We start from the raw sequence: 26,121 nt of genomic DNA, 5'->3' as shown, positions 1-26,121 counted from the left end.
TGAATAATATAAATGCGAGAGAGGTATAAAATGAAAAAATATCTAGATTTGCCCCTTAGGATATTCCTCATGATTTCAGGAATCTTTTTTGTATTTGCTTTACCCACTTTATTTGGAATAGGGGAACTAACGATTAATTTTAAACCGTTTTGGCAATTTATTGAGATTAATATTCAAAAATTAATTCATTATAAAGATTCCCAAGCCATGGTTTTATATGAACAAATGCATATGGGTGAAAGCTACCGTTATTCGATGATTATTGTGTTTGCTTCTTTACTAGTTGTGATCCTTATAGGTATATTAGGGGCAATTATGGTGCAAATGGCACCTAGAAAACTAGGAAACCTATTTAAGAAAGTGATTTATTTTTTTGAATCCGTTCCTGACTTACTTATTATTTGTCTTTTTATGTTTTTCGTCATCACTCTCTATAAATCTACTGGACTCAAATTTTTGCAGCTATATGGCATCTTTGGTCACAAACCCTATTTTGTGCCTATTGTAACCATCTCTTTCCTTCCCACTTTGTTTTTTATACAATTTCTAATTAAGGTTCTTGAGGAGGAAGAGTCAAAGGATTATGTTTTATACCTGAAGGCCAAGGGATTCAGACAGATTAGAATTTTAGTTGTACATATGATTCGTAACATTTTTCCGCTATTAATAATCCAACTGAGAACAAGTATTTGGATTATTCTCTCCAGTCTATATCTACTAGAGTTCATGTTTAATATCAATGGATTTACGAAAACTTTCCCAATCGGAATGGGAATGGGGGAGTTTGTATTACTAGTGATTTGTCTATTACTGTTTGCATTGCCTCTTTTGATCATAGAAGGTGTGAGCCGTTTAGTACTAACGTTTTTTAAAGGGAAGGAGAGTGTTAGTCTATGAGGAAGTACAAAAAAACAATGATCGGAGTAGTACTCCTCCTTCTCCTTTTTCTAGCAAGTTATTTATATCCCCTTTACGGACCAATGGATTTTAATAAACAAATCTTAGTTTCCGATGAAAAGGGCAATATTCTGGGAAGAGCCCCGTTTCCGCCATCATTTGAACATATAATGGGAACGGATCGTAACGGGCAGGAGATGCATTTGCTGTTGTTGTATGGTGCGAAGTACACGTTGGTTACAGCACTTGTTGTTGCCCTCTTAAGAGTCATATTTGGAGGAGCTATGGGCGTTTTCTTATCCATTTATGCTCCTATTTTGAAAAAATATTTCAAGGATTTTTTCGTTATTTTTAGATATATTCCAACTATATTCTTAGGGATTGTTTTAATGTTGCCTGTGAATGGTACGTTTGAAAGACCTATGTCTTCAGTTGTTGCTTATCAGATTTTGATGTTAGTCTTCCTTGGTTTCCCGTCAGTAACTATTTTTGCATCAGAAATTACAGATCAATTGGTCAGAACTTCCTTTGTAAAAAGTTCATATTTGATGGGAGCTAGTAAATTTCATGTGATCCGAAAACATTTGATGCCCTATTTTCGATCGTACGGAGTTTTATTTACATTCCAGCAGTTATTAAGCGCATTGCAGATTACCATGCATCTAGGTATATTTGAGTTTTTCCTTGGGGGACAGACAATTGGAGGAACGTTTGGGTATGAAGAACCGCCAAAGGCTGCCTCTTTAACGAATGAGTGGGCGGGTTTAATTGGCCAGAATTTTCATGACTTTATGAGAGCACCCTGGATGGTATTTGTCCCAATCTTAGGATTTTTTGTGGTTATTTTAATTGTGAACATGATGAGAAAAGAATTAGAAGAACAAATGAATAGCTCACTTGTCCTGAAAAAGGAAGATAGAAAAAAAGAATTGGTGGCATCTTCACCATTTCAACTAGAAAAGCATCATTTTGAATTTGTTCAAAATGAACAACACTCAAAAGTTTTACCGGAGATTGTTGGTAATGGCTCTAAGAAAAGGTTCTTAAGCAGAAAAGCTTTGATATGGGGATTTGTGGTTGTTTTTATTAGTGTAGTGACTATGTATGAACCGGGTGGGAAAGCAAGAATTCCGGAGGCGGCTAGTGCCAAAAAGAAATTTACAGCCACTAAGCCCGTTGTTTCCATTTCGCCACTAGCACAAGAAACGCCTCCCCCAGAGGAACAGAAACATCATGCGGTTGGAGAGGAAATTAAACTGAAAGATTCAGCACTGATGATAACGAAGGTTGAAAAATCACAGGGTACTCCTGAAGAGAAACCTAAAAAAGGAAATGAATTTTTCGTTATTACTGTTGAAATTAAAAATACGGGAACAGAGAAAGTAAAGTTTGCCCCTCACTACTTCAGTGTTACAGATAGCAAGGGTAACCTATATATGCAGCCATTTTTGATGATCGATATTGACACAACCCTCTCATCAGGCGAACTCGATGCCGGTAGTAGTATCACGGGCACACTTGCCTATGAATTGCCAATAGGGGAGAAGTTCCAGGTGCAATACTTCCCTTTCCAGCAAGTAAATGGCCCAATTATTGATTTACAATAGATTTTTAATAGTGAGTAATCCTCTACAATAATTGTAGAGGGTTTTTTAAGCTATTATTCTTCAATACTTTCAGCGCTTTTAAGCTGTATTTCTTTCACCTTCTGATACTGCTCATCAGGCCACCACGCTCCGCAATCATCAGATACTAAACAGGCAGCACATTTTTGTAAGTCATAGACAATCATTCCTGAGATGGGAGGGGAGTATAGGTGTAGTGTGACTAAATACGTTTGGTTGGAAGCTTGCATTTTATGAATAGCTTTCAGTGGTGCATAAAAATACTTTCCTTGATGATGGTATTGACGAAACAATTCGTCAGGCAACCCATTGCCTTTCATTTCATAAACCGAATTTAGAGAAGTACCGGATAGGACTTGTATCCAACCGTGGGAATTCCCATGATCATGAGGAGCACACTCTAATTGCGACCAATTCATTACAAGCAATTCAACTTCATCATTTTTATAAAGAAGCCTACGATTGTAAGGTTTTCCCTTAGATGGCTCTGGCAAATTAGCAAGTTCATCGATTTTTACATTTAGTTTCACTAAAGCTTCTTTCAATTCCTCTTTTGATGGGCATTTCAATGGATCTAAAATCTCATTCATCCTATTTATTAAATCCATGAAGTTGTCTCCTCCTATAGTCGTTTTTTCTTAAAGAAATTGAACAACATAGGCACCAGATGTCCGTTAACAATGATGACTCCAATAATAATTATGATTCCGCCAGCAACACTTATGAGTAAAATTTTCTCCTGTAAAAGCATTACCGCAGCAATTAAGGTGGTAATTGGTTCTAAATATAAAAACATGGATACCTTAGAAGCTTCCAACACTTCAAGTGCCTTTCCCCAATACCAATAGGCAATGCCAGAGACAAAAATACCTAGAAACAACAAATGAGCCCATTCCGTTTGGGTCAAAAGCGAAAGTGATTCCCATCCTCTGTTCCTAATGATAAAAGGTGTTGTAAGAATTAAGCCTAGTAAACTCATATAAAAAGTCACCAAAAGAGGAGAATAAGGTAGCTTTAAGCTTCTTAATAGCACCGAATATATAGCCCAATTTAGCGTGCTCAGCATCATGAGAAAAAAGCCGATATTCATAGCTATTTGTAAGGAGTGCCCGCTTCTTGTCGTCGTAACAAGTAGCACACCAGTAATGGCAAGGACCATTCCAGCAAGCTTAGTGAAATTTATTTTTTCATGTAAAAAGAGAAGTGAAAGAATAACCGTAAAAATAGGTGAAAACGAAATTAGCCATCCAGCTGAAGAAGCGTTAATCGTTAACAAGGCAGTTGCTTGAAGCACCTGATGTACAAACACGCCAAGGATGCCGAGTATCATTAAATGTGGCAAATGCTTTAAAGAAATGAACATCCGGATTCGTAGCACAAGTAACAGGAGCAGCAAAAATAAGGCACCAATTCCAAAACGTAAGACAAGTAACGAATAGGGGTCAAGCTTTCCTAATACTGCCTTGGTAGATACAAATGAAACTCCCCAAAAACTAATTGACATGGTCGCGTACATTGAAGCAGATAACCTGGATTTGCTAGTAGTCACGATGAGCATTCCCTTCAGCAAATGATTGTTATTCAATCTTATGCTTGTCCTGCGAGAAAATGTTTCCTTTAGATGAGGAGTATATCTTCTTTTTGTCCTTTTGTTTGATTAAAGTAATTTTTTTGGATGAAGGAAACTTTTTTGAGTATATAGAATATAATGAAGAAAAAGCGGAGTTGTTCATATGTATATATCTAGAAGAGTTAAGAAGAGAATTATACTAAATTCTTACCTGTGTAAATGGTTAGGAATTATAAGTGAAGAAAATTATCAAGGGATCATAAAGAAGATTCAATCATAGTTAAATCCTCAAGAACAATGGACGAGTGGTTTCTCATAGTCTATTGTATCAATTAATGAGGGTGTTCAATATGAGGGAACTCCATCCACAACCAATAATCGGTCAGCCATGGACTGGTAGACATGTTTTATTACTTCATTGTACAACTGATAATCAGTTGATAAATCTTTATAAAAGTTTTCACGCACCAATCGAGCCTCCACGGACCAATTGTGCAGAAACTTTATCACAATTGCTTAGCATCGGTTATCATATAATGGCCATTACTCCAATCTCACCGAATCAGATTCAATATTTGTTGGTGCTTTAATTGTTTCGGATAAAAACAGGCTTGGTATATTAGCAAACCAAGCCCATTTTTATCTAGAACTCTTTTTCTCCTAACTTTTTTGAACTAAACGGACAAGCATATGTGCCAGTTTATGCTGCTCTTCCTCCGTACCAACCTTCCATAGCTCTTGTAATAATCTCTCCTCGGAATTCTTAGGTGATTCTTTTGCCGCTAGGTAATCAGCAACTTTTTGTGCAGAGTTGGCTAATTGTTCTTCATCCATTCCTAGTCTTTCGCCTAATTGAACCTTCCCGCTAAGAAATTCCCTGAAGTCATCAAAGCTTGTTAAGGAATCTCCGTTTTTGTAAATCTGATTTTCAATTGTTTGCTCATTTAATTGCTTGTCCATACATATCACTCCTATTTTGGATGTTTAACAGTGGATTCAATGTTTCTAACATATACATTCCCTGTGAACTCCAAAATGAAACCTATTAAACAATTATTAAGTCTCTTCTAATTAAAATAAAAAGAAACTGAAAAGCGATACATTTACAAAAGGTACAAAGCAAGGGCATCCAAAAAAACGTGCAGGGCCAAAAAAACCAAATCCATAGCCCTCACTGGAGCTGCGATTACCAAATTCCTCAATTTCTAGTCCATCTTGCTGTATTTTAATAACTTTACCTACAACCCATTCGCCACTCGCATTGCGAAAACGAACCATTTTTCCAACTAGCTTTAATTGTTGTGCATGCTCATAGGTTAAATCCATACTGACATTCCCCCCTTTCCAATAGGACCTACTATAAAATATGAAAATAATAGAAAATGGTAAGGGTTATTACACTAGTCTAGATTATTTTAGATAGACATAGAGTGTTAGAAAAACGGTTCAAGACATACACTTTTCATAAAGGTCCAGTTTTCGACAGATAGGAGAGGAGAGGAAGAGATGATACACGAGAGGAATAAAGCAATTCTTCTTGCTGAAAATATCACTAGCTTTATAAAGTTTCTTAAGCAGAAACATGAAAATAAGAATAATTTCAGGGTGCAAGCGGATAAATTGTATCAAATCAAGCTTCTAACAGAGGAGTATAAGTTTCAAATTATTGCTGATGAACTAATTAGAATCAATCAGTTCGATTGGGACGGGAAGTATACCTATTATTTGCTTAACCAGTTTCGTCAAGGGATGAGCATTATCGATGAATACGTACAAAATAACTACGATGATTTATTCCTTATTACTGCAAGAATTTATACACTAAAAAATCTAAGCTTATCCTTTAATAAATGAAAGAGGAGAACTTTTTAAATGAATAGCTCTCCTCTTTTATGATTCATCATGGATAGCTGTTCCTTCTAACCTCTCCAAAAGTTTATAGGGCCTAACTTTAAACGCTTCAAATGGTATGGAGTGCCCCTTCATGGCATCAAGGACTCTTGGTATAAATTTTCCTCGTTTTATATATTGATGAACATTGGAGGAATCAAGTTTCACAAAGCGAACATCTTGTGTTTCTTCTGATGTTCTTAAAACTCCTCCTGTACTTTTACCATGGAAAACGATGGAAACCGTGCTGCCATTTGAATAAACCCCGGTTACGCCTAGTAACTTAACCGTGATTCCAGTTTCTTCGAAAATTTCTCTACATAGTGCAAGATCTAATGTTTCTCCACTTTCAACTCCGCCACCAGGAAGCTCCCAGGTATCTGCTCGCCAAAAGGTCTTAACCAGTAATGTTTCTTCCTTTTCATTTGTAATATATCCGCTTACCGTCACAGTTTGTTTTGGGGCTTGGTGGTCCTCAGTTGAAGTTAAAGTATCTTGTTGAAAGTCTAAATAAAGCTGTCCTAATTCTAATAGTTGGTCGTGTGTTTGCTGATAAAGTACATCTTTTTTGACTCTCTTCTGAATGTTCAAATAGTCTGCGTAGCTTGGATATTGCCATATGACTAAAATTTCATTCTCTACCTCTGTATTCCAACAGCCGATAAGGATTGCCCCGTTTTTTAGCTGATTAGACTTTAAGAATTTATCAAAGAAATGGTTAAACTCGAGTTTCCTTCCAGGAGTAATCGTATAAAGTTCTCTTTTGTAGTACATGATGACCCTACTTTCTGTTGGCTCATTTTGTCAAATCTAGTAAAATAGTAGTAGAAGTGAAAATGTAGGTAATAAAGTTGTTAGCAATCGATTATACATAATAATATTTTGTTAGTGATAAAAAAATGCATGTTCATGATGTCCTGTATCTGACACTATTAAGTAGAGGTAATGTATGAATAGTATTAATGTGGAAAACACAAAGAATGTCGATGAATGCTATCAACAGGCGGAGCAAAGAGCGGCTCACTATTTTCAGACGCTTTATGACCAGGTAATTAAAAGAACCTATATACCAACCTTAACGAATGATTTTCAGATGTGGAAACAGAACCATGTGAGACATCCATTGTTATCGTTATGGGGAGCTCGAAAGAATAAACCCAATACTAAAGATTATTCCAATTATATTCGCTGGATGAATGTAACAGGGAAATTAGATTCGTATCTACATCGAAGTATTTCTTATATTTATATGAGGGATTTAGGGAAATCTCTCCAATCACCAGACACACAGAATAGAATCCGACATGTCGTAGACAGTTTGAAAGATCATCTAACAGGCTCTAATCAAGGAAACAAATCGGAATTAATCAGCATGGCAGGATTGTACAGGTGGGCACAGAAGGAAGGAATTGAATCTACTTTCATCTGGCTGATGGACAAACTTAAGACAGTTTCCTCTCACATTCCAGAGGGGATGGATGCCGAGCATGCTCAACGAAAGCTAATCAAAATCATTGCCGGAGTATTGATGCACGTGATAGAAGAGATGGACAATAGCGTGTCACCAATTGAACGTAGGGAGAAACTAGCTGAAGCGATTAGACTCGGATATTCTTATGGTCTGACCTATCCCTTTATTGATGACCTTTTAGATGCCAACGTCCTGTCCACAGAAGAGAAACAACAATATACAGATTTGATACGGACCACACTTATCACAGGATTTGTTCCAAAATTGGGTAGTTGGAGCGGTGATAACTTGAAACTAATTCAATTTATCCATGCTGAACTCAGGGAGGCCTATAAGTATATTAAAGCTTATCAGCATTCTGAAACATTGAACACATTCTTTGAACAATCCTATGTGTTTTTTCAATCACAGGAAGTGGACCGTAAAAAAGATCTGTCTAACCCTAGCTACACAAATGAAGACCTTTATATACCAGTTATTTTAAAATCCTCTTCATCCCGCTTAATTGTTCGATCAGTCATCAGTGCTTCTGAAGATGGAGGTTTTGACAATAGAGCTTTCTTTTATGGAATATATAACCAATTGGCAGATGATTTTGCCGATATGTTTGATGACATGAAGGAAGGGGCAGTAACTCCGTATACCTATTATTTGAAATATCATGGGTTGCGACCAGATTTAATAAATCCATTTGAATTATACTGGGCGGTAATTAGCCATTTAATCCATAATGTGTATGACTCGGATTTACTGACCTGTGAGGTCATTCTTGATCGAGCAATTAATGGTCTCAAACGATTCAAAGCAAGAATAGGCATGGAAAAATATTCTGAAGTGATGAAATTATTTGCTTCTGCGGATTCAGAATTCAATCATGTCATTCAAACAATGGTTCGAAGAGCGGATGATGTTGATTTTTTTGATAAACTTCTTCGTGACCATATCATTACCAACATTAGGAACCAACGGAAGGAACAAGATGAATTTATTGATACAGTTAAAACTGTTCGCAATCAAATCAACAACATCTTGACCATTTCTAAGAAGGAAAATTCTTCGCAAATTAATGAATCAATCGTGGATGCTGCCAACTATAGTTTGGCTGGAGATGGAAAACGATTGAGGCCCATTATGACGTGGGTCATGGGGGTTAACGAATATGGATTAAATCAAACTGCCATTGTTCCATTACTAAGATCGCTTGAATACATGCACACCGCCTCACTAATTTTTGATGATTTGCCTTCACAGGACAATGCTTCTCTTCGTAGAGGGCGCGCAACACTTCATCAACAATATAATATTGCAACCGCGGAATTAACGGGCCTTTTTTTGACCCAAAAGGCGATTGAGGAACAAGCATCACTTGATCAGTTTGATTCGAAAACAGTGCTTAAATTAATTCAATATTCGACTCAAGTAACGGAAGTCATGTGTAAGGGACAGGCGATGGACCTTTGTTCAAAAGGAAAGCCATTAACACTCGACCAATTGAATACGATGTGCTTTTATAAAACGGGAATTGCCTTTGAAGCATCCTTAATTATGCCTGCTATTCTTGCACAAGTAAATGATTTAGAAATGAAAGCTCTGAAGCAATTTGCTTATCATGCCGGGATTGCTTTTCAGATTAAGGATGACCTACTTGATGTTGAAGGGGATATCACCTTACTCGGAAAATCTGTGGGAATAGATGCGAATAATAACAGTTCAACGTTTGTATCGCTCCTCGGACAAGAAGGCGCTAGAAAAGAAATGTGGGAACATTACTGTCTCGCCATAGAGGCTTTGCATGAGGTACCTCGTAAAACAGCTTTTCTGAAGCATTTGTTGGACTATATTGTTAACCGTGATCATTAAGGAACGATTAGCCTTGGAATAAGCCAAGGCTTTTTTATATGATGCGGATTATGTAGAAAAATGGAAATGAAAAGTAGGTTAGAACTCATAAATAATCGGGAAAAAGATTACTATAAATGGAAATTTTAATGAGATAGGAATAATGTGAACTATTAAGCATGAATAATAAATGGAGGGATATCAATTGAGAATCGATAAATCTGAATGGCTTTCACTTAGTAAGGAAGTAAAAGTGAAATTGATCCGTTTAGCTATTTTGGAGAATTCAATTAAATATCTCACTATTACATAGATGATAAATGACAACAAATTGTATAGAATAGAGTCATTGTGGATTCTATACAAGATTGAAAGGTGAGATTATGGGATACGAATTCGATAGTATTTTAATATCAGAAGAACAACTGAAGCAAAAAGTGAAAGAACTAGGCGCTACCATGATGCAGGATTTACAAAATGAATCGATTGTTTTTATTGTTGTATTAAAGGGTGCTTTTGTCTTTGCGGCTGATTTAGTTAGAGAGCTTGGAGGAAACGTGACCGTTGATTTTGTCGCCGCTTCAAGTTATGGAAATCAAACGGAGACTACGGGAAAAGTTCGTTTGTTAAAAGATATAGACGTTAACATTACAGGGGAAAATGTAGTGCTTGTCGAGGATATTATCGATTCAGGGTTAACATTAAGCTTCTTAAAAGAACATTTCGAACTTCATAAACCGAAATCCATGAAGATCTGTACCTTACTCGATAAACCTGAGCGCCGAAAAGTCGATTTAAAAGCAGATTATGTTGGGTTTGTTATTCCTGATAAATTCGTTATTGGATATGGAATTGATTATGCAGAGCATTATCGAAATCTGCCGTATATTGCTACTGTAAAAGAAGTTTAAGACCTGCTGCGGCAGGCTTTTTTCTTTTTGAGTGTTGGCTCATGGGGTCTGAACCCTTAGAGCCAACATCCTCTATTGGAGTCGAATATTTTTAAAATCTAGTAATTTCTTTCAATGACAAAATGGGCCAAATCTCCGCGGTAAATGGTTCGTGAATACTCAATGATTGACTCATCATGAAGATAGGCTAGAGTATCAAGTGAAAAGCAGGGGTCCCCAACCTCGATGTTCAGCTTTTCTGCAGCCTCCTGATCAGCGATAAATAATTCCAAAGTTTCAATCGTCCTATTTATTTTTAACCCAAATTGAGTTTGCAATTGGCTATATAGAGACTTTTCGCAGCCTTGTTTATGAAGTGCAGGTGTTTTATACCAGGGTAAATAAGCAGTTTCAAACTGAATTGGTTCATCATTAACAAAACGGATTCTCTCAAGCATATTCACAGGCTCGCCTTCTTGAAGTTTTAATTGCTCGCATAAAAACTCGTCTGCAGGAATCACTTCTAATTTAATTACTTTGATTAAGGGCTTCTTTCCTTGCATGGAAATTTGACTTGAAAAGTGATCGACAGTCGTGGTTAATATTTGTTTTACTTTGTTTGCAGACACAAAGGTTCCACTTCCACGTTTACGATAAACATACCCTTCAGTTGTTAATTGTTGTAAAGCAGTTCTGACTGTGGTTCTGCTAACACTATATTTTTCACAAAATTCAGCCTCAGTCGGCAGTTGTGAGTTTGGTTTATATTCCCCATCGTTTATTAATTGAATGATTGCATCTTTTACCTTAAGGTGCAGAGCACTTCCATCTCTCGCTTCTTCTACCATATTGGTATTCCCCCTCATTATTTATAGATTACCAAAAAATAGATAATATTTGTACCCTGAAAAATACAATTTTTAAAAGTTGTTATTACAAATATTAAAAATAATAACAAATTAATAAAAATTGTATTGTAAATATTCTGAATTGTCATTACAATAAATTGTAACAAACGTTGTACTATACATCGAAATAGGATACATGCTCATTTCTAAGGAGAGGAGGAAGAATAAAACTAATCCATCTAATTTAGAATTTATTAAACTCTTTTTTTTATTTATTTTGTAATCGCTTTCTTTAGGGGGTATTTATGAAAATCTTATTATGCTGTTCAGCAGGTATGTCTACAAGTCTATTGGTTTCTAAAATGGAAGCTAGTGCAAAATCACAAGAGATTGATTGTGAAATTTGGGCAGTAGGATCAACGGAGATATATAACGAGATTAATAAAGCAGACGTCCTGCTTCTTGGTCCACAAGTACGGTATTTACTATCTCAGTTAAAAAAAGAAGGAGAAAAGAATGGGATACCGGTAGATACTATTAACCCTAAACACTATGGACTTTGCAACGGAGAGGAAGTATTAAGGCAAGCAATCAATTTAATAAAAGGGGAGTAGGAATCATGATGGATTTTGTTGATAAATTTATTATGCCGTTCGCAAATAAGCTTGGTAATAACAGGCATCTTCTTGCTATTCGTGATGCATTGGTCGGTATGATTGCGATAACGATGATCGGTTCCTTAGCTGTCCTCTTAAATAACCTAGGATCTGTTCCTGGTGTAGGAAAATATTATGAAAAACTCATGGTTTCTATTTTCGGTGAGACATGGAAAACGTTGGGTGGAGATATCTGGTGGGGAACACTTGCCTTCATGACGATATTTGCTGTTTTCGGTATTGCTCACAAACTAGCTAAGTCATACGGGGATGATGGTTTCGAAGCAATGTTGGTTGCGGGTGCGTCCTTTTTTGTACTGATTCCACAAGTTGCTAATGTCTCAATTACTCCTGAGGGAGGAGAGGCAGTTTCAGGTGGGGTGTGGGGGTTTATTGGCTGGAATTATTTCAATGCGACCGCGCTATTTACCGGTATCATTGTTGCAATTGTAGCCACTGAAATTTTTGTTCGTTTAGCAAAAATAAAGTATTTAGTCATCAAATTGCCCGATGGAGTTCCACCAGCTGTTGCTCGTTCATTTGCCAAGCTGCTTCCGGGGATGGCAACCATTTTTACTGTTGGATTATTTGGCCTTATTTTACGTAAATTTATTAGTGATGGAGCTTATTTAAACGACTGGATCAATAAAGTTCTGGTATCACCGCTTACTGGAGCAGTTGATTCAATGTGGTTCGCTATTTTAATAGTAGCCTTGGTACATGGATTTTGGATTCTTGGTCTTCATGGTCCCAATATATTAGGTGGAATTACCACTCCATTAATGACGAAACTAGGTCAAGAAAATGTAAATATGTATGCACAAGGTGTACATGATTTAGGCAAATACCATATCCTATCTGGTTCTTTCTTAGATGCATTTGTGTATCTTGGCGGGTCTGGTGCCACTTTAGGATTAATAATAGCAATGATTATTGCTGGAAGAAAACGAAATAAGCAGATAATTGCTTTAGGTACACCTCCTGGGATCTTCCAAATCAATGAACCTATTTTATTTGGATTACCAATTGTCTTGAATCCAATCTGGTTTATTCCATTTATATTGGGACCAATCATTATGACAATCGTAGCGTATACATCAATAAGCTTAGGCTTAGTACATCCAGTCGTTGCTGATATTCCTTGGGTGACCCCTGCGATCGTTGGTGGTTTACTTGCAACTGGTGGGCATATTTCTGGTGCAATATTAGCGGCAGTGAATTTATGTATTTCTATCGTTATTTACCTTCCTTTTGTCATCGCTCAAGGGCGAATGGACGCTAGGAGAGAAATGGGTGAGGTATCATCCAAACCTACTGATACGCTAAATGTCTAAATGAAATTTCAATCAGAGGTGTAAAAAATGAATGATGGTTTAAAAATAGTAACCATAGGTGGCGGCTCGAGCTATACCCCTGAATTAATAGAAGGATTTATCAAATATTATCACGAATTACCCGTACGTGAATTATGGTTGGTTGACGTAGAAGAAGGAAGAGAAAAGCTCGAAATAGTGGGTAACCTCGCAAAAAGAATGGTGGAAAAAGCTGGTGTACCTCTACAAATATATTTAACCTTAGATCGCAAAGAAGCTTTAAAGTCTGCGGATTTCGTAACCACTCAATTTCGAGTGGGTCTGCTGGAGGCACGCAAAAAGGATGAGAGTATCCCGTTAAAGCATGGAGTATTGGGTCAGGAGACGAATGGGCCGGGCGGTTTATTTAAAGCACTTCGAACCATTCCTGTTATTCTAGATATTTGCCGGGAAATGGAGGAGCTTTGTCCGAGTGCATGGCTTATTAACTTTACTAATCCTGCTGGAATGATTACAGAGGCAGTACTGCGTTACAGCAATATTAATAGAGTAGTAGGACTGTGTAATGTACCTATTGGAATGGAGATGGGCGTTGCGAAATTATTAGGAGTGGAACATAGCAGAGTCAGAATTGATTTTGCTGGATTAAACCACATGGTGTACGGATTAGAGGTGTTTGTTGATGGGGAATCCGTTAAAAATCAAGTGATTTCATTAATAAATGACCCCGAAAAAAGTATAACCATGCAAAATATTCATTCGATGGGCTGGGAGCCTGAGTTTTTGAAGGCGTTAGATGTGTTTCCGTGCCCTTATCACAACTACTATTATAAATCTGGAGATATGCTGGCAAAAGAATTGGAAAATTTTAAAGAAGGTACCATTCGAGCAGAGGTTGTCAAAAAACTGGAAGAAGAGCTGTTTGAGTTATATAAAGACCCACAGTTAGCTATTAAGCCGCCCCAATTAGAGAAAAGAGGTGGTGCCTATTATAGTGATGCAGCTGTTAGGTTAATCCACTCGATGTATACAGATAAACGTGACATACAGGCTGTTAATACTTTAAACAAGGGTGCTATTACAAGTCTCCCATATGATTCTGCTGTAGAACTCAGTTGTATGATAACAAAGGATGGACCGAAGCCAATTGCAGTGGGAGAGTTACCAATTCAAATCCGCGGACTTGTTCAGCAAATGAAATCCTTTGAAAGGGTAGCCATTGAAGCTGCCATTAGTGGGGATTATGATCAAGCATTACTGGCCATGACGATTAATCCTCTCGTACCAAGTGACCGAGTGGCAAAAGTCATTTTAGATGAAATGCTTGAAGCACATAAGGAATACCTGCCACAGTTTCATGAATAATTAAAAAAGAGGGAAGAGATAATGGAGAATATAGAGCAAGTAATCTTTCAAATTATTCTGCATGGGGGAAATGGCAGGAGTGCAGCGATGGAGGCCATTCAATCAGCCAAACAAGGGGACTTTATGGGTGCGAAAGAGAAACTGAGCGAAGCAGACCAATCCTTGAATGATGCACATCATATCCAAACAACACTCATTCAGGGAGAGATTAGAGGCGATAAAACAGAGATGTCTCTTTTAATGGTCCATGCACAGGATCATTTAATGAATGCAATAACCATGAAGGAATTAGCTGCAGAAGTAGTGGAGCTATACAGTAGAATTCATGATTAATTTAATTGTTAACGCAGATGATTTTGGATTGAGTAAGGGAGTGAACTATGGAATCATTGACAGCTATTTGTATGGGATTGTCAATTCTACCACGATGATGATGAACATGGATGGGACAGAACATGCCATTCAATTAGCCAAAAGATATCCTGAATTACGTGTAGGTATTCATCTAGTTATCACATGTGGGAAACCATTATCACACAATGTACTATCATTGGTTGACGAGCATGGGGATTTTAAGTCTTGTTCCAACCTAAATCCATCGGATATTTCGCTAGTGGAGTTGGAAAGAGAGTGGACCGCTCAAATCGACCGATTCATTAAATCTGGTCTTAAACCATCACATTTAGATAGTCATCACCATGTTCATACCTTAAAAGAATTAGTTCCAGTAGTAAAATGCTTATCAAATAAATTCGGGCTGCCAGTAAGGAAGAACGGAAACGTAGGTATTGATGGAGTGGACTCATTCTCAGACATAGCTTTGTTTGATTTTTATAATGAAGGTGTAACACCTGATTATTTTGCAAAGCTTAATGAACGTGTTAATGATGGTTTGACTGTTGAGGTAATGTGTCACCCAGCATACTTGGATAATACCCTGTTAACTGTGTCATCATATGCGTATCAGAGATTAACAGAGTTAGAAATTCTTCAATCAGTTACATTGCCGGAAAAAATAATACTGGTTTAACTAATTCCAAAAAATCTTTTTTAAAAATTATATTCCTTTGAAATTCTTAAGCCTGCCAATGTGGGCTTTTTTTTTTCAACAATTCACTACTCAACGTGGAAATTCATTATCAATTTGATATTATTGATAGTAATGTTATATCAAAATGTATCCTATATAATGTTATAAAAGGGAACAATACTGTCCAGCATCTAGGAGGAGTATCATGCAAAAATATCATTGGGGAAAAATTGTTTTCTTTTCTTTGTTTTTTTTAGTGCCTATCTTGATATTTGGAAACAGCTTTGCTAAGTCTGCCAGGAAAGTAAACACGCAAGGAAAGCCCATAACAGTCTATTTAGCTGGAGATTCGACCGTATCTAACTATTCAAGCTCGTTGGCACCTCGAACTGGGTGGGGACAGGTGCTTGAAAAATATTTCGATGAACAAGTAACAATTAAAAACGAAGCGACCCCTGGCAGGAGCTCAAAAAGCTTTATTGACGAAGGGCGACTTGATACGATCTTGAATGAGATAGATAAAGGGGACTATCTTTTTATACAATTTGGCCATAACGATGAAAAAATTAAGGATCCGAACCGGTATACTGAACCGTATTCAACATACAAAAATTATTTAAAACAATATATTGATGGTGCCCGTGCAAAACAAGCTATACCTGTTCTTGTGACTCCAGTCGAACGAAGATATTTTACAGAGGATGGAGTGTTAAGTAGAACGCACGGTGATTATCCGGCGGCGATGAAGGAACTTGGATTAGTAGAACATGTACCCGTCATCGACCTTACGTCTAAAAGCCATTCTTTATTTCAAAAGCTTGGACCCAAAAGTACGAAAGATGTATTTCTTTACCTTGATGACCATGAGAATGGGAACTATCCAAATGGTGTTCAGGATAACACTCATTTTCAGCAGGATGGGGCAAAGTTGATTGCTCGTCTTGTGATTGAGGGGATTGAAGAATCGAATCTAGTTCCGCTTACTACCCACTTAGAAAAAGACCACAATAACTGAGGTCTTTTTCTATTTTCATATCTACATAGTTAACATTAAAATATCCAAGTTCGATATGTGAGTCAATCCAGAGTCTCGAATGTTTTTTAAATAATTAAAATCCAATATGTCAATTGTTCGTTTGGATAATCGGATTACCTTTTGACTTTTCCATTTATTAAGTATTTTATTTACGGTAATCCTAGAGGTACCTATATAACGGGCAAATGAGGTTTGGTCAATGGAAAAATTCCCATTCTCGTTTATTAGCTTTAATAAATAGTGCGCCATCTGTTGTTCAACAGGCGAGTTAAGAAAGGAAATAATTTCTGCTAATATCCTAAATTTATAGATTAGAGAATTAGTAAAAGTACATGCAGCTTCAGGGTGATCAGTACAGATCTTTACTAATGCTTCATCCGAAAAATGATAGATGACAGAGGGAGTGGTTGTGATGGCAGAGGTTAAATAACTTTCCTTTCTGGCCCCATGCTCACCAAACAACATCCCTTCTGGAACATAATTAACGGTGCGTTCCACTCCTTCTTGAGATAAAAGGGTGATCTTAATTCCACCAGTAGACAAGAAAAAAAATCCTCTCCCTTCTTCTCCTTGATGGTAGACGACCGAATTTTCCTCAAGCTCAACTTTTTTTCCATATTGTAAATAAGGTGTCCATGCATATCGAAGATTCTTCATATTATCACATCCCCAAGCAGGTTCTTTAATTCCTCGGGTTTTCGAATGAAAACTTTTTTACCGTGAATCTCTACGATTTGTTCTTCCTTCCATTGTTTTAAAATTTTATAAATGGTAATTCTAGTTAAACCTGTACATTTGGTTAGATCTTGTTGGGTGAGGGGAACTTCAAGGTTCTTAAATTCGTAACAAATATTCAGAAGAAGGGCGGCCAGTTGTTGTTCAGGTAAAAGAGTATCCAAATATATTTTATCAGCAAGAATATGCATTTTATGTATGACGGTTTTGATCAACATATTTAGAATGGAGGGTTGTTTTTTTATTAATTTTTGAAAATGATCACATGAGAAAAAATAGAGAATGGAGTCATTAACAGCTGTAGCCGTTGTAAAATGGGGCTGACGGTCCATTGCTTGAATTCCTAATAGCTGTCCGGGAATGGCAATGTTTAACAAACGCTCTTTTCCCATAGCAGTTGTAGTCGTCACTTTAATTAACCCCTGTTGGATATAATAGAATCCTTCCCCGGTAGTGCCCTGCTGGTAAATACAAGCTTTTTCCTTGAAAAATTCTCTAGTACCAAACTGCAAACATGTTTCCCAATTAATATCACTATCAAACAGGATTGCCACTAAATCAACTCCTAAGTGAAATTTGACTGCCTTGGTAGAGAAATGTCTAATATGAATCAACTTTGATAACGCTTACATTTTTTGAAAATACTTATAAGAAAAAAAGTTTATAGATGTTAACAGCTTAACAATAGTGTAAAAGAATTTTGATATTTAGAAAAGAAAAAAGTAATTTTTCAGAAAAAATGTTAAATAGACTACAATTACTCGAAATATTCAGATTTATAATGACCTTATGAATCATGAGGAGGATGTTTATGGGAATTCGTACAGGAGCACAGTATATTGAAGCACTAAAGGCCAGAAATCCAGAAGTTTGGTTATCCGGAAAAAGAATTAATAATGTCTTTGAAGAGCCTGTTTTCAATCAACCAATCCTTGAAATGGCAAAACTATATGATTTACAACATAACCCTCAGTATCAAGAGGACATTACACATATTTGTGAAGAAACTGGCGAAAGGACCTCGAATGCATTCTTGGTACCTAGAAGTTATCAAGATTTAGAAGCTCGAAAAAGAACGTTTGAGGTGTTCGCCAAAGTAACATTTGGATTAATGGGTAGAACGCCTGATTTCCTTAATGTCGTTGTTACATCAATGGCAAGCAATTCAGAGTTCTTGGATAAATACAATCCTGAATGGGGTAAAAACATTCGTGCATATTTTAAGCATGTTCGCGATCATGACTTGTTTTTAACACATGCGATTATTAACCCTCAAAATGACAGGAGTAAATCTTCGCATGAACAACAGGATATGTTTACCCACTTAGGAACAGTGAAAGAAACACCAGATGGTTTAGTGGTCAGAGGAGCTAAAATGTTAGCAACTCTTGCACCGATAACGGATGAAGTGATTGTTTATTCTTTTCCTGGGTTTAAACCTGGGGATGAGCGATATGCACTTGCTTTTGCTCTTCCACTTGATACACCTGGTCTTCGTATATTATGTCGTGAAGCCATGCAAGACGGAAAACGACCTGTTTACGACCATCCGTTAGCATCAAGATTCGAGGAAATGGATGCAGTTCTAGTGTTTAATGATGTTTTAGTTCCATGGGATCGTGTATTCCTTTATAACAATGTGGAAGCTGCTAATCTACTTTATCCGAAGACTGGAATTGGACAGCAACCGGCACATCAATCGGGAGTAAGAGGGTTAATTAAGCTTCAATTTGCTACTGAGGTGGCTTGTAAGATAGCTGATTCTATTGGCGTAGATGGATACCTAAATGTTCAAAATGATTTAGGTGAATTGGTACAATCGGTTGAAACTATTAGGGCTTTGCTTAGGATTGCAGAATATGAATATGAAGTGCTGCCATCTGGTGAGGTTATGCCTGCCTATACATCACTAGAAACCATACGGGGATTGCTGCCAAAAATGTACCCACGTGCGATTGAAGTCATGCAAATTATTGGTGCTGGCGGTCTTTTGATGTCTCCTACAGATGCCGACTTCCAAAATCCAGAATTAAGAGAGGATTTAGAGAAGTACTATCTTGGAAGAGAGGGAGTTTCCGCAGAAGAGCGTGTTCACCTCTTTAAACTTGCTTGGGATTTATGCGGTGAAGCGTTTGGACAAAGGCTTCTTCAATACGAACGCTATTATACAGGAGACCCAATTCGTAAAAGAGCAATCTTTTATAACAACTTTAAGAGGAAAAATTCTTTTGAGCTTGTTGATGAAGCCATGAAAATATTTGAACGTAAAGGTGAAGTGCCCAGTTTATAAAAATAGTTAGTTAATTATGGGGAGGTGTGAACGATTAAGACGCTAAGAGATGGAGTTTTGACACTTTCGGGTTCAGTAATTGCTATAGGTGCATTTGATGGGGTTCATAAAGGACATCAAGCGGTGATTAAGCAGGCGGTAATAAAGAGCCGGATCTCTCAAGTCCCCAGTGTCGTGTATACATTCGATCCACCTCCTCGACATTTTTTTAAGGGCGTTCAAACATTGACTTCTACTGAGGAAAAACTGAGAAGGATCTCGATGTTAGGTGTAGATTATGTGGTGGTTGCTAGTTTTAATGAATGGTATGCAACTCGTCCACCTGAGGATTTTATCTGTGAATTATCGAAACTTAATCCGATTGAGATTACGGTTGGTTCCGATTTTCATTTTGGTAAAGATAGAAAAGGTGATGTTAGTCTTTTAGAAAAGTATTTTAGGCTAAATGTAGCACCACCTGTTTATTGTAATGGGGGCAAACTTATTTCATCTACACGAATCCGACAGCTTATTTCACAAGGAGATTTTCAGCAGTCTTACTCATTGCTGGGATGGCAGGCAGGAATAAAATAACAATTACTGCTTAGTTAAATATCGGAGGTCTTTAGTATATGAAACTATTAGGAATTTCTGGCACGATCATTGGAGCGAAAACGAGTATTGTTGTTCAAAAAGTACTTGAGGAAGCAAAGAAATACTATCCTCATGTAGAAGTTGAACTCTTGGATTTAAGAGATTATGACGTTCAATTCTGTGATGGGCGAAATCCGTCATCCTACAACGATGACACAAGAAAAGTTCTTGAAGCAATTCATTCAGCAGATTTTTATATTATCGGTACACCGATTTTCCAAGGATCTTTATCAGGCCCGCTTAAGAATTTATTTGATTTGATTAATCCAAAAGATTTTCGCAATAAGGTGATGGGGTTTGTTGCGACAGGCGGAACGTATCAGCACTACCTTGTGATCGAAAATCAGTTGAAACCAATTGCAGGATTTTTTCGGGCATTTGTAGCACCTGGATACGTATACGTTAATAATGATCATTTTAACAAAGAAAATGAAATCATAGATTCTGAAGTACAATCCAGAATCTCAGCCTTAGCCAAAGAAGTGGTCTTCATGCAGGAGGCATTAAAATCGTCGGAAGAAAAATTTGTAGGGGTAGTTCAATAAGTTTATGCCAATAGTTGAACTGAAAATAGTAGAAGGCAGAGAAGCAAAAGTCAAAAAGAAGCTAGTGAAAGATATCACCGATGTCATTGCGGAGAATCTTAGTGTTCCACATGACAAGATCAGGATTCTGTTATATGAAATTCCGGCAGAAAATTGGATCGTTGGGGGAACCCCAAAATCAAGTTCACCTGAATAATGAGAGGAGACTATTATTTATGTCAAGTTCATTAAAGCCAATAAACCTATGGGGATTTATAGAAGAAAATAAGGACTTACTTAAGCCGCCAGTTAATAACAAGGTCGTTTGGAAGGATTCGGAGTTAATGTTTATGGTAATCGGTGGCCCGAACAAACGACGCGATTTTCACGTGGATCCTTCTGAAGAGATTTTCTATCAAATTAAGGGTGATTGCTACGTTGAGATTATTAATAACGAGGGAAAGCGAGAAGTTATTACGGTGAAAGAAGGAGAAGTTTTCCACCTGCCTGCGAATGTTCCTCATTCCCCACATCGTGTTGCTGATACGATCGGTATTGTCATCGAAAGAGACAGGGCTACAGGAGAATTAGAGGATTTTGTATGGTTCTGTGACGAATGTGATCATGAATTGCATCGAGTTACCGTTCAATTAACGAATATTGAGGTACAAGTGAAAGAAGCAATCAACGGGTTTAATGGAAATCTTGAACTTCGTACATGTAAGAATTGTGGACATATCATGCCAGAAGAAGCGAGTGAATGGAAATGCGAGTAGATTTTCATACACATATTATCCCTGAAAATTTTCCGGACTTTGCAACAAAGTACCAAAATCACAAGTGGCCTGTACTTCAGCCTACCTGTTCATGTGGTGCCAATATTATGGTAGCTGGCAACGTTTTTCGAGAAGTGACAGACCAGGTTTGGAGCCCTGAGAAACGAATTAGTGATATGGAAAAAGAAAATGTAGACATTCAAGTTTTATCACCTATTCCTGTTACATTTTCTTATTGGGCACCCCTTGAAGAAGCAGTAGCCATGGCTCAATTTCAAAATGATTTTATTGCTGAGACAGTTTCACAGCATCCTAGCAAGTTTATAGGGTTAGGGACGGTCCCTCTGCAGGATGTGACAGCTGCAATTCGGGAATTAGATCGCTGTGTGCATGAACTAGGCTTAAAAGGGATTGAAATTGGTACAAATATTAACGGAAAAAACCTTGATGATGAATCACTATTAGACTTCTTCGCAATGTGTGACAAATGGAATGTTCCTATTTTCGTTCATCCATGGGAAACAATGGGAAGTGATCGATTGGCCTCTCATAACCTAATGTATACCGTCGGGATGCCAAGTGAGACAGCATTAGCTGCCGCAAGTCTCATCCTCGGTGGAGTGTTGGAGAAATTTCCTGGATTAAAGATTTGTTTTTCTCATGGCGGGGGTTCACTTCCTTACATCCTACCAAGACTTGATCATGGGTGGAATGTTTGGCCGCACTTGCAGATGACGGAAAAGCCGCCAAGTTTTTATGCAAAGAAATTTTTCTATGATTCGATCGTCAATAACCCGGTGAATATTAAATTCTTAGTTGAAAAATTTGGGGCAGAACAAGTCATCATGGGGTCCGATTATCCATTCTTACTCCGTGAAACTCCACCAGGCAAGATCATAGATGATACCTTAACACTTACAGAAGCGCAGAAAAGAGCCATGTTAGGGGAAAACGCATTACGATTCTTAAACTTACCGGTAAATCAACTAATCTAGCAGCGAAAAGAGATGAGAAAATGGTAGAAAAAGTGATGACACCAGAAGAGAGATTAGCAAGTCTTGGTTTAGAGTTACCAGCTCTTCGCCCCGCTTCTGGAAATTATGTAAGCTGTGTTCGAACAGGGAATTTTATTTTTACCTCTGGTCAGGGTACAGATGAATATCGTGGAAAACTTGGTGATGATGTATCTATAGAGGTTGGGTATCAGGCCGCAAGACAGTGCATGCTTAATCTTTTAGCGGTTGTTCAACATGAGCTAGGTGATCTTAGCAAAGTAAAACGTGTGGTCAAAATTCTTGGTTTTGTCAATAGTACTCCTGACTTTACGGATCAGCCTAAGGTAATGAATGGATCCTCCGATTTATTGGTTGAAGTGTTTGGGGAAAAAGGAAGGCATGCGAGATCGGCAGTAGGGATGGCACAGTTACCCCACAATAACACCGTTGAGGTTGAGATGATTTTAGAGGTTGAGGAGGGTGATCAAAATGAGTAAATTGCTTGAAAAACAGCTACAAATGAACGATGCAAAGCTATTTATTAATGGAGAATACGTTGATGCTATTTCAGGAGAAACCTTTGATACGATTAACCCAGCAACCAATCAAAAGCTTGCTGCTGTCGCAAGTGCTAGTGAAAAAGATGTAGAAATCGCCATTCAAGCAGCACAACGAACCTATGAAAGTGGTATTTGGAGCCAAATGGCGGTTGAAGAGCGGGCAAAAATTCTTTGCCGCATGTCAGATCTAGTGATGGAACGTGTGGATGAGCTAGCTTTAATCGAAACCTTAGACGTAGGCAAGCCGATTAAAGAAAGCAGAGATTTTGATATTCCTAGAGCAGCATCCAATTTACGATTTTTCGCTGAAATGGCTAAATATATCAATCATGAGCATTACCAACAACCCATGCATATGAGCTATACGCAATATGCTCCTGCAGGTGTAACAAGTTTAATCATTCCTTGGAATTTACCTTTTATGCAAATGACTTGGAAAGCTTCAGCTGCTTTAGCTGCAGGTAATACGGTAATCGTTAAGCCAGCATCCTATACCCCACTTAGTGCAGTCATGTTAGGTGAAATTGCCAACGAAGCAGGATTACCGCCGGGTGTGTTGAATATACTTACAGGACCAGGTGGAACAGTAGGTACCGCGATGACTACTAATCCTAACGTTCGTCGAATATCCTTTGTTGGGGAAAGTTCAACCGGTAAAACGGTTATGAGAAATGCAGCATCACAGTTAATCCCCGTATCATTAGAATTAGGTGGGAAATCTGCCAATATTGTATTTGACGATGCGGATTTAGACGAAGCCGTTGCTGGCTCGATTGAGGCGATTTTTAGAAATCAAGGAGAAATTTGTTTAGCCGGTTCACGCTTGTTAGTGCAAGAATCCGTTTATGATAAATTCCTCGAAAAATTTGTCGCAGCTGTAAAGAAAATTAAAGTTGGCGACCCATTGGATGAAAGTACTGATATGGGTGCACTTATTTCTAAAAGTCACTTAGAAACTGTTGACAATTATGTGCGAATTGGAATCTCTGAAGGCGCAAAGCTTGCAATTGGCGGCAAGCGCGTGGAAGGATTTACTCAGGGTAATTTTTATGAGCCGACGGTACTATACGATGTAAATACTAAAATGAGAGTAGCTCAGGAAGAAATTTTTGGCCCAGTTTTAGTTGTCATTCCGTTTAAAACGGAAGAAGAGGCTATTCGAATAGCTAATGATTCTATTTACGGCCTGGCAGGAGTCGTTTGGTCAAATAATCTTAGACGTGCCCATCGTGTAGCGGCCCAAATAAATTCAGGATTATTCTGGATTAATTGTTGGTACTATCGTGACTTAAGAACTCCATTTGGAGGTTCAAAGGCTAGTGGGATTGGCAGGGAAGGTGGACGTCACAGCTTTGAATTTTATACAGAAGCCAAGACTATTACAATGAAATTATAATATTGAAAATGAAGAGGTGGCTGATAGGCCACTTTTTATCTATAAAAATATCAAAGGTAGGTGCAGTACGATTGAAAACACTAGTAGAATCGATTGCTCAAGAATTACTCGATGCAGAAAAACGTCAGTATTCAGTTGATCCTTTAACACAGCGCTATTCTGAGCTGAATGTGAGTGATGCGTACCGAATACAGCTCGAAGTGATTGATAAAAAGTTAAAACTAGGGCAGAAGGTAATTGGGAAGAAGGTAGGACTTACAAGTGCGGCGATGCAACAAATGCTTGGTGTCAATGAGCCAGATTACGGCCATCTTTTAAATGATATGAAAATAGCAGATGGTGAAACAGTGAAACTAGCTGATTTCATTAGTCCGAAAGTGGAGGCGGAAATTGGTTTTATTTTAGACCGTGACTTAGTAGGGCCAAATGTGAATTATCTAGATGTATTATTGGCTACAAAATATGTGGTGCCAACTATTGAAATTATAGATAGCCGGATATCAGAATGGAAAATTAAATTGGTCGATACAGTAGCTGATAATGGCTCATCAGCAAGGGTTGTCGTCGGAACAAAGCTAAGCACGATTGATGGGCTGGATTTACGAACGCAAGGAATGGTTTTTTATAAAAATAAAGAGCTTGTGGCAACCGGATCTGGAACAGCCGCGCTAGGCCATCCCGCACAAGCCGTGGCATGGTTAGCAAATAAATTGCATGAATTCGGAATTCATCTAAAAGCAGGTGAACTCATTCTTCCTGGAGCACTAACAGGTGCCATTGCTGTAAAAGTAGGCGACGTAATTTCCGCACAATTCGGTCCATTGGGTACAGTTTCTGTCACATTTGAGTAGAGGAGGTTTTAATCATGGAAAAACTAAAAGCTGCAATTATTGGTTCAGGAAATATTGGTACAGATCTTATGTATAAGCTTGAGAGAAGTGATTGGTTAGAATTAACGGCCATGATTGGGATTGACCCAGAATCAGATGGCTTGAAACGAGCACAGGAACGAGGACTTCAAGTTTTTTCAAATGGGATTCAGGCACTGGTAGATTCACCTACTCTTGCAGACATCGTTTTTGATGCTACATCTGCTAAAACCCATGTTAGACATGCGAAAATTTTAAGGGAGTTAGGTAAACTTGCCATTGACCTTACTCCTGCAGCTAGAGGGCCATTTGTATGCCCCGCTGTAAATATAGAAACACACCTAAATGAATTGAATGTAAATATGATTACTTGTGGCGGGCAAGCGACAATCCCGATTGTTCATGCGATTAACCGAGTTGCTGATGTCTCATACGCGGAAATTATTGCGACAATTTCCAGCAAAAGTGCAGGTCCTGGAACAAGGGCAAATATCGATGAGTTCACGATTACTACACGAAGAGGGATTGAAGAGGTTGGTGGAGCTGATCAAGGGAAAGCCATTATTATTTTAAATCCAGCAGAACCGCCTGTTATTATGCGTGACACCGTTTTTTGTGAAGTGAAGCATGTGGAAAAGGACCGAATTCTTCAATCTATTTATGAAATGATCGACACTGTTAAGCAATATGTACCAGGTTATCGATTAAAACAAGAACCATTATTTGATGGGAATAAAGTGACAGTTTTCTTGGAAGTGGAAGGTGCAGGCGATTACTTTCTGAAATATGCTGGGAATTTAGATATTATGACAGCGGCAGCGACAAAAGTGGCGGAAGATTTTGCCCGTGCCCAATTAGGACAAAAAACGGTTGGAACTGCCGCATTGGATTAATCATTTAAGGGAGGACATAG

General features: G+C 37.8%; 30 protein-coding genes and 1 pseudogene. 22 read left to right on the top strand and 9 right to left on the bottom strand.

Features of this window, described 5'->3' with window-relative positions:
- The first annotated feature begins 30 nt into the window (after nt 1-30).
- Complete coding sequence (locus ABES03_RS15170) at nt 31-897, top strand: ABC transporter permease subunit (protein WP_430118152.1); 867 nt, start codon at nt 31-33, stop codon at nt 895-897.
- Entirely contained in the window at nt 894-2,504 is a 1,611-nt protein-coding gene (locus ABES03_RS15165) for a DUF4352 domain-containing protein (protein WP_430118151.1), read from the top strand. The genes ABES03_RS15170 and ABES03_RS15165 overlap by 4 nt, the downstream gene beginning before the upstream one ends.
- 53 nt (nt 2,505-2,557) lie before the next feature.
- Here ABES03_RS15165 and ABES03_RS15160 read toward each other — a convergent pair whose 3' ends face one another.
- Together ABES03_RS15160 and ABES03_RS15155 are read right to left on the bottom strand one after the other, a co-directional pair.
- Nucleotides 2,558-3,130: a cysteine dioxygenase gene (locus ABES03_RS15160; protein WP_430118150.1), complete on the bottom strand. Its 573-nt coding sequence runs from the start codon at nt 3,128-3,130 to the stop codon at nt 2,558-2,560.
- Between the two features lie 14 nt (nt 3,131-3,144).
- The gene (locus ABES03_RS15155; RefSeq protein WP_430118149.1) at nt 3,145-4,107 is read right to left on the bottom strand and encodes a DMT family transporter; all 963 of its coding nucleotides are present in this window, start codon (nt 4,105-4,107) and stop codon (nt 3,145-3,147) included.
- A gap of 335 nt (nt 4,108-4,442) precedes the next feature.
- On the opposite strand from ABES03_RS15155, the gene ABES03_RS15150 reads away from it, so the two are divergent.
- Nucleotides 4,443-4,682 (top strand): hypothetical protein, encoded by a 240-nt coding sequence (locus tag ABES03_RS15150; RefSeq protein ID WP_430118148.1) that lies wholly within the window; start codon nt 4,443-4,445, stop codon nt 4,680-4,682.
- A 70-nt stretch (nt 4,683-4,752) separates the two neighbouring features.
- Here ABES03_RS15150 and ABES03_RS15145 read toward each other — a convergent pair whose 3' ends face one another.
- Nucleotides 4,753-5,052 (bottom strand): DUF3243 domain-containing protein, encoded by a 300-nt coding sequence (locus ABES03_RS15145; RefSeq protein WP_430118147.1) that lies wholly within the window; start codon nt 5,050-5,052, stop codon nt 4,753-4,755.
- Nucleotides 5,053-5,163: 111 nt separating this feature from the next.
- On the bottom strand, nt 5,164-5,418 hold the full coding sequence (locus tag ABES03_RS15140) for a hypothetical protein (RefSeq protein ID WP_430118146.1): 255 nt from the start codon (nt 5,416-5,418) through the stop codon (nt 5,164-5,166).
- Nucleotides 5,419-5,598: 180 nt separating this feature from the next.
- Here ABES03_RS15140 and ABES03_RS15135 point away from each other — a divergent pair, with 180 nt between their 5' ends.
- Entirely contained in the window at nt 5,599-5,946 is a 348-nt protein-coding gene (locus tag ABES03_RS15135; protein WP_430118145.1) for a hypothetical protein, read from the top strand.
- Nucleotides 5,947-5,982: 36 nt separating this feature from the next.
- Here ABES03_RS15135 and ABES03_RS15130 read toward each other — a convergent pair whose 3' ends face one another.
- Complete coding sequence (locus ABES03_RS15130) at nt 5,983-6,432, bottom strand: NUDIX hydrolase (RefSeq protein WP_430118233.1); 450 nt, start codon at nt 6,430-6,432, stop codon at nt 5,983-5,985.
- 84 nt (nt 6,433-6,516) lie between these two features.
- Nucleotides 6,517-6,756, bottom strand: a pseudogene (locus ABES03_RS15125) (NIPSNAP family protein); the annotation flags it as partial.
- Nucleotides 6,757-6,931: 175 nt separating this feature from the next.
- Between ABES03_RS15125 and ABES03_RS15120 the strand changes: the two are divergent.
- Both ABES03_RS15120 and hpt read left to right on the top strand, forming a co-directional pair.
- Nucleotides 6,932-9,313, top strand: a complete 2,382-nt coding sequence (locus ABES03_RS15120; RefSeq protein WP_430118144.1) for a polyprenyl synthetase family protein — start codon at nt 6,932-6,934, stop codon at nt 9,311-9,313.
- A gap of 362 nt (nt 9,314-9,675) precedes the next feature.
- Nucleotides 9,676-10,203, top strand: coding sequence for a hypoxanthine phosphoribosyltransferase (hpt, locus tag ABES03_RS15115; protein ID WP_430118143.1), 528 nt, complete (start codon nt 9,676-9,678; stop codon nt 10,201-10,203).
- 98 nt (nt 10,204-10,301) lie between these two features.
- On the opposite strand, the gene ABES03_RS15110 is transcribed toward hpt, so the two are convergent.
- Complete coding sequence (locus ABES03_RS15110; RefSeq protein ID WP_430118142.1) at nt 10,302-11,030, bottom strand: GntR family transcriptional regulator; 729 nt, start codon at nt 11,028-11,030, stop codon at nt 10,302-10,304.
- A gap of 305 nt (nt 11,031-11,335) precedes the next feature.
- Here ABES03_RS15110 and ABES03_RS15105 point away from each other — a divergent pair, with 305 nt between their 5' ends.
- From ABES03_RS15105 to ABES03_RS15080, 6 genes are all read left to right on the top strand, one after another.
- Nucleotides 11,336-11,644 carry a PTS sugar transporter subunit IIB gene (locus ABES03_RS15105; RefSeq protein WP_430118141.1) on the top strand — a complete coding sequence of 103 codons (309 nt, stop codon included), beginning with the start codon at nt 11,336-11,338 and terminating at the stop codon, nt 11,642-11,644.
- A gap of 5 nt (nt 11,645-11,649) precedes the next feature.
- Nucleotides 11,650-13,020 carry a PTS sugar transporter subunit IIC gene (locus ABES03_RS15100; protein ID WP_430118140.1) on the top strand — a complete coding sequence of 457 codons (1,371 nt, stop codon included), beginning with the start codon at nt 11,650-11,652 and terminating at the stop codon, nt 13,018-13,020.
- 27 nt (nt 13,021-13,047) lie between these two features.
- Nucleotides 13,048-14,364, top strand: coding sequence for a 6-phospho-beta-glucosidase (locus tag ABES03_RS15095; protein ID WP_430118139.1), 1,317 nt, complete (start codon nt 13,048-13,050; stop codon nt 14,362-14,364).
- A gap of 21 nt (nt 14,365-14,385) precedes the next feature.
- Nucleotides 14,386-14,697, top strand: a complete 312-nt coding sequence (locus tag ABES03_RS15090) for a PTS lactose/cellobiose transporter subunit IIA (RefSeq protein WP_430118138.1) — start codon at nt 14,386-14,388, stop codon at nt 14,695-14,697.
- A complete protein-coding gene (chbG, locus tag ABES03_RS15085) occupies nt 14,690-15,394 on the top strand; it encodes a chitin disaccharide deacetylase (protein WP_430118137.1) in 705 nt (234 codons plus the stop codon). Before ABES03_RS15090 ends, chbG begins: the two co-directional genes overlap by 8 nt.
- A gap of 205 nt (nt 15,395-15,599) precedes the next feature.
- On the top strand, nt 15,600-16,409 hold the full coding sequence (locus ABES03_RS15080) for a rhamnogalacturonan acetylesterase (RefSeq protein ID WP_430118136.1): 810 nt from the start codon (nt 15,600-15,602) through the stop codon (nt 16,407-16,409).
- Nucleotides 16,410-16,430: 21 nt separating this feature from the next.
- On the opposite strand, the gene ABES03_RS15075 is transcribed toward ABES03_RS15080, so the two are convergent.
- Together ABES03_RS15075 and ABES03_RS15070 are read right to left on the bottom strand one after the other, a co-directional pair.
- A complete protein-coding gene (locus ABES03_RS15075) occupies nt 16,431-17,087 on the bottom strand; it encodes a Crp/Fnr family transcriptional regulator (protein ID WP_430118135.1) in 657 nt (218 codons plus the stop codon).
- Nucleotides 17,084-17,719, bottom strand: coding sequence for a Crp/Fnr family transcriptional regulator (locus tag ABES03_RS15070; RefSeq protein ID WP_430118134.1), 636 nt, complete (start codon nt 17,717-17,719; stop codon nt 17,084-17,086). The genes ABES03_RS15075 and ABES03_RS15070 overlap by 4 nt, the downstream gene beginning before the upstream one ends.
- A gap of 257 nt (nt 17,720-17,976) precedes the next feature.
- Between ABES03_RS15070 and ABES03_RS15065 the strand changes: the two genes are divergently transcribed.
- The 10 genes from ABES03_RS15065 (at nt 17,977) to ABES03_RS15020 (ending at nt 26,101) form a co-directional block, all read left to right on the top strand.
- Nucleotides 17,977-19,455: a 4-hydroxyphenylacetate 3-hydroxylase family protein gene (locus ABES03_RS15065; RefSeq protein WP_430118133.1), complete on the top strand. Its 1,479-nt coding sequence runs from the start codon at nt 17,977-17,979 to the stop codon at nt 19,453-19,455.
- A 33-nt stretch (nt 19,456-19,488) separates the two neighbouring features.
- A complete protein-coding gene (locus ABES03_RS15060) occupies nt 19,489-20,028 on the top strand; it encodes an FAD synthetase (RefSeq protein WP_430118231.1) in 540 nt (179 codons plus the stop codon).
- A 38-nt stretch (nt 20,029-20,066) separates the two neighbouring features.
- Nucleotides 20,067-20,633, top strand: a complete 567-nt coding sequence (locus tag ABES03_RS15055; RefSeq protein WP_430118132.1) for an NADPH-dependent FMN reductase — start codon at nt 20,067-20,069, stop codon at nt 20,631-20,633.
- Nucleotides 20,634-20,637: 4 nt separating this feature from the next.
- Nucleotides 20,638-20,829, top strand: a complete 192-nt coding sequence (locus tag ABES03_RS15050) for a tautomerase family protein (RefSeq protein ID WP_430118131.1) — start codon at nt 20,638-20,640, stop codon at nt 20,827-20,829.
- A gap of 19 nt (nt 20,830-20,848) precedes the next feature.
- Complete coding sequence (locus ABES03_RS15045) at nt 20,849-21,388, top strand: 3-hydroxyanthranilate 3,4-dioxygenase (RefSeq protein ID WP_430118130.1); 540 nt, start codon at nt 20,849-20,851, stop codon at nt 21,386-21,388.
- Nucleotides 21,373-22,383: an amidohydrolase family protein gene (locus tag ABES03_RS15040; RefSeq protein WP_430118129.1), complete on the top strand. Its 1,011-nt coding sequence runs from the start codon at nt 21,373-21,375 to the stop codon at nt 22,381-22,383. Before ABES03_RS15045 ends, ABES03_RS15040 begins: the two co-directional genes overlap by 16 nt.
- A 20-nt stretch (nt 22,384-22,403) precedes the next feature.
- On the top strand, nt 22,404-22,880 hold the full coding sequence (locus tag ABES03_RS15035; RefSeq protein ID WP_430118128.1) for a RidA family protein: 477 nt from the start codon (nt 22,404-22,406) through the stop codon (nt 22,878-22,880).
- Nucleotides 22,873-24,339, top strand: coding sequence for an aldehyde dehydrogenase (locus ABES03_RS15030; protein ID WP_430118127.1), 1,467 nt, complete (start codon nt 22,873-22,875; stop codon nt 24,337-24,339). Before ABES03_RS15035 ends, ABES03_RS15030 begins: the two co-directional genes overlap by 8 nt.
- Nucleotides 24,340-24,410: 71 nt before the next feature.
- Nucleotides 24,411-25,190: a 2-keto-4-pentenoate hydratase gene (locus ABES03_RS15025; protein ID WP_430118126.1), complete on the top strand. Its 780-nt coding sequence runs from the start codon at nt 24,411-24,413 to the stop codon at nt 25,188-25,190.
- 14 nt (nt 25,191-25,204) lie between these two features.
- Entirely contained in the window at nt 25,205-26,101 is an 897-nt protein-coding gene (locus ABES03_RS15020; protein ID WP_430118125.1) for an acetaldehyde dehydrogenase (acetylating), read from the top strand.
- The last annotated feature ends 20 nt before the right edge of the window (nt 26,102-26,121 follow it).

The organism is Neobacillus rhizosphaerae, from assembly GCF_050477885.1.
GTDB lineage: Bacteria > Bacillota > Bacilli > Bacillales > Cytobacillaceae > Neobacillus > Neobacillus rhizosphaerae_A.
This window is presented reverse-complemented; position numbering and strand designations above follow the sequence as displayed.